Raw genomic sequence first — 7,161 nt, 5'->3', positions numbered from 1 at the left:
GCGTCGCCCCGATGGCCGCCTACCGATACGTCTCCGGCAAGGACGAACTCATCGAGCTGATGGTCGACTTCGCGTACGGCCAGCTCCCCCTGGACACCCCCGCCGACAGCTGGCGCGAGGCCATGCGCTCCATGGCCGTCCACCTGAGGGCCATGCACCTGGCCCATCCGTGGACCGTCCGGGCGACCACCGCCTTCTCCCTCAGCCCCAACCAACTGGCCGTCCCGGAACGCGCGTTCGCCGCCCTCGCCGGGCACGGCCTGGACGCCGACACCACCATGGCCGTCTTCCGCACCGTCACCGGCTACGTCCACGGCTCGATCGCCGCCGAGATCGCCCTCCAGACCCTCCGCCGCGATCGCGGCTGGTCCGACGGCGACGAGACCCGCGCCGGCCTGGCCCCCCGGATGTCCTACCTGATGGGCACCGGCCGCTACCCCAACTACCAGCGCTACCTCCACGAGGCCACCCGCAAGGACGACGCCGACTGGCAGTTCGAAACCGGCCTCGACTGCGTCCTCGACGGCATCGCCGCCCACTTCGGCATCTGACCGCCGCCAGCCCCGCGTCTCCAGGGCCTCGGCCGGGTCGACTTCCTGCGGACCCATTCGTGCGCATACGTGTCGCCCACTCAGCGCACGGGAATTGCGGCTGGTTCGGCGGGCGGAGAGGTTGGGCTCGGGGCATCTCCGCCCTCTGTCTGAGCGCCCGACACCCAAGGAGTCATCATGCGACGCCTCGCGACCGTACTCGGCACCTTCGCCGCTGCGGGGGCCATGGCCATCGCCCTGCCCAACGCGGCCTTCGCCGCCACCGGGCAGCTCATCTTCGCCCCCGGCCAGTTCATCCAGAACCCGAGCGGCTGTTACAACGCACCGATCTTTCCGCTCATCGTGCAGAACGAGACCAACAAGAACGCCACCGTGTACGACGGGCCGAACTGCACCGGAAACGTGCTCGCGACCGTTCCTCCCGGCGGCGGCACGACCCAGGAGTTCGGCTCCAGCGTGTACGTCCCCTGACAAGAGCGAAGCAACCGGCCACCGCTGCGCAGGAAGTCGGACCGGCCGACTTCCTGCGCAGCGGCGGTGGCGGCGCGCGAAGCTAGCGGCGGCCCGGGAGGGCGAGGAGGGCCAGGGCGCCGGCGAGGACGGCGAGGCCGCACCAGGAGAGGACGGGCAAGCGCTCACCCAGCGCCGCGACGCCGAGGACGGCGGCGACGGCGGGCTCGGCGAGGGTCAGGGTGGTGGCGGTCTGGGCGGAGGTGTGCCGCAGGCCGTGGCCGAAGAGCCGGTACGCGAGGAAGGTGGTGATCACCGCGAGGTGAAGCACCACGCCCGATCCCCGCGCCGAGAGCAGCCAGCCCGTCGGGCCGCTCAGCAGCACCGGCAGGACGGTCAGCGCCGCCCCGCCGAACATCGCCCCCATCACCCCGGCCGAGGGGTGCCCGGCCGCGATCAGCCGCCCGCCGACCAGTGAGTACACCGCGTACGAGAGCCCCGCGAGCGCCGCCAGCAGCACCCCGAGGAGGTCCACCGCCGCCCCGCCGCCGGTGAGCTCGGGGCCCAGCACCAGGACGGCGCACCCGAGCACGGCCAGCGCCGTGGCCCCGGCCCAGCGCCCGCTCGGCCGCCCCTGCCGGGCGAGCCACCCCAGCAGCCCGGTGAACACGGGCGCGCTCCCCAGCGCGATCACCGTGGCCACCGCGACGCCCGTACGGCTCACCGCCGGGTAGAAGGTGACCGGGTACCCGGCGACCGCCACCGCCCCGACCACCAGCAGCCACCGTTCACGCGCCCCGCACCGGCGGGGCAGGGCCCACGCGGCACGGTCGGTGAGGAACAGCAGCAGCCCGCCGAGCACCAGCCCGGCGGCCCCGATCCCCGCCGCCGGGGCACCCGAGGGGGCCAGTGAACTGGCGGTCCCGGTGGTGCCCCACAGCAGCGCGGCGGTCAGGATCGGGAGCGGCCCGCCGAGCGGGCCGGTGCGGCGAGGAGCCGTGGACATGGAACGGGCAGGCGTGGACAAACGATTCGGCACAGTCGTGAACTTCCGTCGTCGAAGACCGTCAGGAGAACTGGTTCCGAGAACGGGCGCACGCCATCAGCCCACAGCGGCCTCAACGAGCCGAGCCGGGGCGAAGGGGATCAAGCCACCTGCTGCGTGCGCCCGATCAGGCGCTGAGCGGTGGCAGCACGACGTGCCAGTAGAGCTTCACCCGTCCGATGCTACCCGGCCTGCGCAGAAAGTCGACAAGCCCGACTTCCTGCGCGACATCCCCAGGCCTGCGACAGTCCAAGAACGGGGGGTCTTACTTGCCTCCCGACGGCTCGGAACCCCCGATGGCGAGCGCAAGCTTCCACATGCCGGTGGAGGGATTCACCTTGTGTTCCTCACCCCACTCGGCCAGTTCCTTCGCCCGGGTCGCGGCCAGCCGCCAGTTCGGCCCGTAGAGGCTGAAGTTCTGATCCGTCTTCCCGTATCCCGCCGGAAAGCACTTCTCAAGGAACGGCAGGAGCTCCTTGAAGGAATTGGCCGAGCGTCGATACTCCATGAAATGCAGCAGTAGCCACACCTCGAAGCACGGATTCGAGAACGCCACCTCGATGTTCTTCCGCCGCGCCTCGATCACCGTCTGGTCCAGGTTGGGGAATTCGTCGACATCGAGGACGCACCACGTCTCGTCGTACTCGCCGCCTGCCCGGTCGCGCAGGAACTCGGCGTGCTCGACGACCTGGGAAGGAGACTTCGGGTGCTCGACTATCTTCACGGAGACCGCCGGGTTCCGAGCGCTCGACCTGAGCCCGTTGAGGTAATTGCTTTCCGTCACCTTCGCCCCGCAGACCACCAGAAGCCGCTGCCGCGACTCTCGGTAGCCCGACTTCCTCCCCAGCTGCGTGTCAAAAGAGGGACGCTTACGACCGCTCGGCTTCGTCGCCCTTGCCATCTTCATCCCCCCGGGCCGCTACGGCATTGGCAAAACTCTCATCGATGTACGGCACGCCGCCGTAGCTTCCACTGAGGTACCGGCGTTCGCGGTTCTCCTCCTGGCGCGGCTTGAAATCGGCCAGGGCGAAGAGTTCCGTCTCGCCGTACTCGTTCTTCTCCACGAACCAGACCTGGTCCCGCCGCAGGATGTCCTCCCCGCCGGTCCGGCCGAGCAGGCTGACGTCGTGCGAGGTGAAGATCAGCTGGGCGCCCTTGGGGTTGGTCTCGGCGTTCTGGAACAGTCCGATCAAGCGCGCCGTCAGAATGGGGTGCAGGCTTGAGTCGATCTCGTCCACCACGAAGGTTCCCCCTCGGCGGAGCGCGTTCAGGAAGAGGGGCGCCTGTCGCAGCAGCGCCTGGGTTCCTTCGGACTCCTCGGACACGTCCATCCGGACCATTCCGTCGCGTCCGCGATGTCCTATCCATGGGCGGACGACGGCCCGGGGGCCGTTTTCTTCGAGTTCATCCAGACGGTGCTGTGGAATGCGCCGACCGTACCGCTTCCGCAGCTCTTCCTCATCGAGCAGTACGTGCTCCGTTCCGAATTCCGTGATCCCGAGATCCGCGGTGCGCAGCAGTTCGATGAGTTCCGGATTCCGGTCCTGCTGCTCCAGGAGACGTTCCACACCGAGCCCCAAATGCGTGAAACGTCGGCTGAGGAGGAGGTTCTGGGCGAACCAGTCGTACACCGGCCGGAAGTCCTGCTGGCGGGATCGGGCGGCCATGGACATGAACAGGACGTTGGGCTCGGTGATGTTCTCGACCAGGTTCAGCTCTCGCCGGTGCTGCGAATCACCGATTTCCAGCCCGTCGGGTGAGCGCTCGAAGATCTTGCGCTTCTTGCCATGAGGAAAGCTGTGCAGCCACTCGTCGACCACCTGCTCGTCGTTCACGCTGAACCCGTAGGTGTAGCGGATGCCCTCGATCAGCAGGTCCGCCACGTACCAGGACGGTTCGTCGCAAGCGGCCTCGTCGAGGCGGAACGGCCGACGGGTCACGCCGCCGTCCGGCTCGGCGTCACGGTGCGAGTTGACGACCATCCTCCGCATGTAGGCCAAGGCGTCGAGGATGTTCGACTTACCGGCCGCATTGGCTCCGAAGATGCCAGCCACCGGGACTGCTTCCCAGTGCGTCCCGGCCGGCCGGTCCGCGTCGTAGACCGGGTGCAGCTGTAGCGACTGTTCATCCCGGATCGAGCGATGATTCGCGACCCTGAAATTCAGTAGCATCCGCGATCCCCCCTTTCACGGGTTGTTGAGCCTGTCTGTGCAAGTGAATCGCGCAAACAGGCCTTCGGCAAGCCCGAACAGCCGCCATGGCAGGCCCGACTACCTGCGCGGCACCCGCAGGCGACGGTCCGGGAACAGGAGTCCCGCCCGCCTCCGAGGTGTTGCTCCGCCCCGGGCGGGGGCGCGCCGCTTCCCGCGTGCGCCAACTGGCGGTCCGGCACGGGCTTTCCGGCCGGGCGAACCGCCAGCCGGTCCCTACGCTGGGTAGCGGCCCATCAGCTCACCGGAGGGATCCGCTCATGCGCCGCTCCCGTCTCGCGCTGTCCCTGACCCTGGCCATCGCAGCCGCCTCCACCCTGGTCGCCGCCGACGTCGTGCAGGACGAGTCGATCCGGTCCGTCAGCCTGCCGGTGCTCCGCGACCCGCAGGCCCAGCAGAAGCTCCACCTCATGACGGACCCGGTGCAGGACTGGGTGGAGTCCGGCGACCCCGCGGCGGCCGGCTACACCGGGACGGTGATCGACGCGTCGAACCAGCACGCCGACATCTATTGGAAGGGCGAGGCCCCGGCCAAGGTCCGGGAACTGCTCGACGCGCACGCCAGCTCCGGCTACACCGTCGACGTCCACCCCAGCGCGTACTCCCGCGCGCAGATGCGTGCGGCGATCGACAAGTTCACCGCCGCCGTGGAGCGCGAGGCGTGGACGTCGATCGGCCCGCAGGAGGACGGCGCCGCCATCGCGATCACGTACTCGCCGGCGAAGGCCTCACGGCTGACCGGCGGCGACACGGCTGCGCAGGCGTACTCCCGGCGGGCCGCCGAGATCGCCGGGATGCCGGTGACCGCCACCGTCGAGGGAACACCGATGGCGCTGTCCGGCAGCCGGCACTCCGACGGCGCGCCGTACTACGCGGGCGCCGAAGTGAGCACCAGCAAGGCCGAGTTCTGCTCGACCGCGTTCAGCGGCTGGAAGGACAACAAGAAGGTGCTGCTGACCGCCGCGCACTGCGGCGGTGGCCGGTACTACAACGGCACCGCCGGCTACATCGGCGACCTGTACGCGACCGGCGCCGGTCTGGACGTCGGCATGATCGCGATCAACGGGAACGGCGGCGGCCGGTTCTACGACGGCCCCTGGTCGGACAACAGCGGCTCGTCCCGGCGCACGTACGGGGTCGGACGGAACAACGTCGGGGACCTGATCTGCCTCAGCGGCGCCCAGTCGGGGTGGAAGTGCGACGTGGAGATCAAAAGGGTCGACGTGGAGACGACGAACAACGAGGGCACGAAGATCAAGCCGGTGGACGTCGCCGAGTCGAAGGGCGGCGACCGCCGGGCGATCGCCGCGAAGGGCGACAGCGGCGGCCCGGCGCTGGCCAACCCCTCCGGCGCGAACGGCGACATGGAGGCCCGAGGCGTGATCGTGGCCGGCCGGACGGAAGTCAGCTGCCCGGCCGGGTCGACGGCCCATTCGACGACCTGCTACTCGCAGGTGCTGTACGTGCCGATGACCCCGGTGGTGCAGCAGATGGGCTTCTCGATCTCCTGACGAGAACACACCGTTGTCCCCTGACAGGCGATATCGACCGGCGGAGCCGAACCCTCATCGGTACGGTCAACTTCATGGAAGACCTGCCCGAGAGCGTGGACCGCGACATCCTGGATCACCAGATCATCCTTGCGATCAAGGCGATCAGGAACGCATCCGGCTGCACGATCCACGAAGCGATCGACGTCTTCGCGCAGCGGTATGAGGAACTCCGCCGCGACCGGCCGGGCGACTTCCAGCTGAGCCGCGATGAGTACGGCCGAAATGTCCATACCTGACCCGCCAGCCCTCCTTCGGACTGGTTGACTCGCCTGGCGAACGGTCGAGATCGCTTGTCAGGGACAACCGCTGCGCGAGAAGTCGGCCTGTCCGACTTCTCGCGCAGTTCCATCAGCCGGAACAGTCGGCGGGCCACTCAGCCACCTTGTCGTCGAGCAGGGCCCGGCCGGATGCCACCTCCGCCGCGAAGTCCTCATCTGGCCCGGACCGCCGAAGAACGTCATTCAGCGCGGCGCCGCTGACCGAAGCCTCTGTCTCAGGAATCCCTCAGCTTCTCCCCCGAAGCCTGGTCCGCCTTCGTCACCTTCGCCTCCGAAGCTCAAGCGGCACAGGCCGAGTGACCCCTTAATGGAACGGGTGGGAAACCACCTTCCAAACCCCCACGCACGCAGCACATATGACTTATCGTTACGACTTCGCCACAGCCAGCTTCCCCGTGTAGCGTGCGCATCAACGAAACAACCCCCGCCGGTGTTACCAGCACCGAACGGGGGTCTGACCGGCACGATCGAAAGCGACTCGATCCTGTGGCTACCCACGACTCTACCGCCATGGCCGCGCCCGGATACGGCAAGCAGTCCGCTCCGGACCAACTCCCCCGCTCCGCCGCCGACTTCTCCCACCTCCCGGCGCGCGAGGCCTACCTCGCCTCGCTGATCGACCACCTCCCCGACGGCGCCGCCATGGACGTCAAAACCCTCGCCGCCCTCCAGCCCCACTACGGGCAGATGGCGTGCCGCACGGCCCTCAACAAGCTCTCCACCGCAGGTCACCTGCGTCGCGTCCGGGAGCGCCTCAGCTCCAAGGACTGCCGCTGGGTGTTCCACACCTACTTCTCCCGCACACCCCGCTCCGACGCCTGGTGGGCCCGTTTCCTCGCCACGGGAGAGGCGTCAACGCCCGCCGCACCCGATCCCCCCAAGGAGCGAACGCTCAACCGGACCTCCCCCACCTCGGCCGCCTACGCCGCCCTCGCCGGCCTCGGCCTGACCGACCCCAGGCTCGCCCTCTCGGCCGCCGACTGCACCGCGCTGGAGCCGCTCGCCGCCGAGTGGCTGGCCCGTGGCACCACCCCGGCCCTCTTCACGGCCGCCCTCACCTCGAACCTTCCCCCG

The 7,161-nt window shown here is 69.0% G+C and carries 7 protein-coding genes and 1 pseudogene; 5 read left to right on the top strand and 3 right to left on the bottom strand.

Features of this window, described 5'->3' with window-relative positions; translation table 11 throughout:
* On the top strand, window positions 1–551 hold a 551-nt coding region (locus tag J0670_RS25100), incomplete at its 5' end, for a TetR/AcrR family transcriptional regulator C-terminal domain-containing protein (RefSeq protein ID WP_207813930.1).
* Window positions 552–728: 177 nt separating this feature from the next.
* The gene (locus J0670_RS25095) at window positions 729–1,022 is read left to right on the top strand and encodes a hypothetical protein (RefSeq protein WP_207813929.1); all 294 of its coding nucleotides are present in this window, start codon (window positions 729–731) and stop codon (window positions 1,020–1,022) included.
* A gap of 82 nt (window positions 1,023–1,104) precedes the next feature.
* Here the strand turns inward: J0670_RS25095 and J0670_RS25090 are convergent, their stop codons facing one another.
* The 3 genes from J0670_RS25090 to J0670_RS25080 all read right to left on the bottom strand — a co-directional run bounded on the left by J0670_RS25090 (window position 1,105) and on the right by J0670_RS25080 (window position 4,217).
* Window positions 1,105–2,007 (bottom strand): DMT family transporter, encoded by a 903-nt coding sequence (locus J0670_RS25090; protein ID WP_243437484.1) that lies wholly within the window; start codon window positions 2,005–2,007, stop codon window positions 1,105–1,107.
* A 304-nt stretch (window positions 2,008–2,311) separates the two neighbouring features.
* Complete coding sequence (locus tag J0670_RS25085) at window positions 2,312–2,947, bottom strand: RloB family protein (protein ID WP_207813927.1); 636 nt, start codon at window positions 2,945–2,947, stop codon at window positions 2,312–2,314.
* Window positions 2,916–4,217, bottom strand: a complete 1,302-nt coding sequence (locus J0670_RS25080) for an ATP/GTP-binding protein (protein ID WP_207813926.1) — start codon at window positions 4,215–4,217, stop codon at window positions 2,916–2,918. The genes J0670_RS25085 and J0670_RS25080 overlap by 32 nt, the downstream gene beginning before the upstream one ends.
* A gap of 299 nt (window positions 4,218–4,516) precedes the next feature.
* Here J0670_RS25080 and J0670_RS25075 point away from each other — a divergent pair, with 299 nt between their 5' ends.
* From J0670_RS25075 to J0670_RS25065, 3 genes and pseudogenes are all read left to right on the top strand, one after another.
* Window positions 4,517–5,767, top strand: a complete 1,251-nt coding sequence (locus tag J0670_RS25075; RefSeq protein WP_207813925.1) for a hypothetical protein — start codon at window positions 4,517–4,519, stop codon at window positions 5,765–5,767.
* 74 nt (window positions 5,768–5,841) lie between these two features.
* Window positions 5,842–6,045, top strand: coding sequence for a hypothetical protein (locus tag J0670_RS25070; RefSeq protein WP_207813924.1), 204 nt, complete (start codon window positions 5,842–5,844; stop codon window positions 6,043–6,045).
* A gap of 552 nt (window positions 6,046–6,597) precedes the next feature.
* Window positions 6,598–7,161, top strand: a pseudogene (locus J0670_RS25065) (hypothetical protein); the annotation flags it as partial.

Source organism: Streptomyces sp. FH025, assembly GCF_017427025.1.
Lineage (GTDB): Bacteria > Actinomycetota > Actinomycetes > Streptomycetales > Streptomycetaceae > Kitasatospora.
Note: the sequence above shows the minus strand (reverse complement) of the source record. Positions and strands in the feature narration are given on the sequence as shown.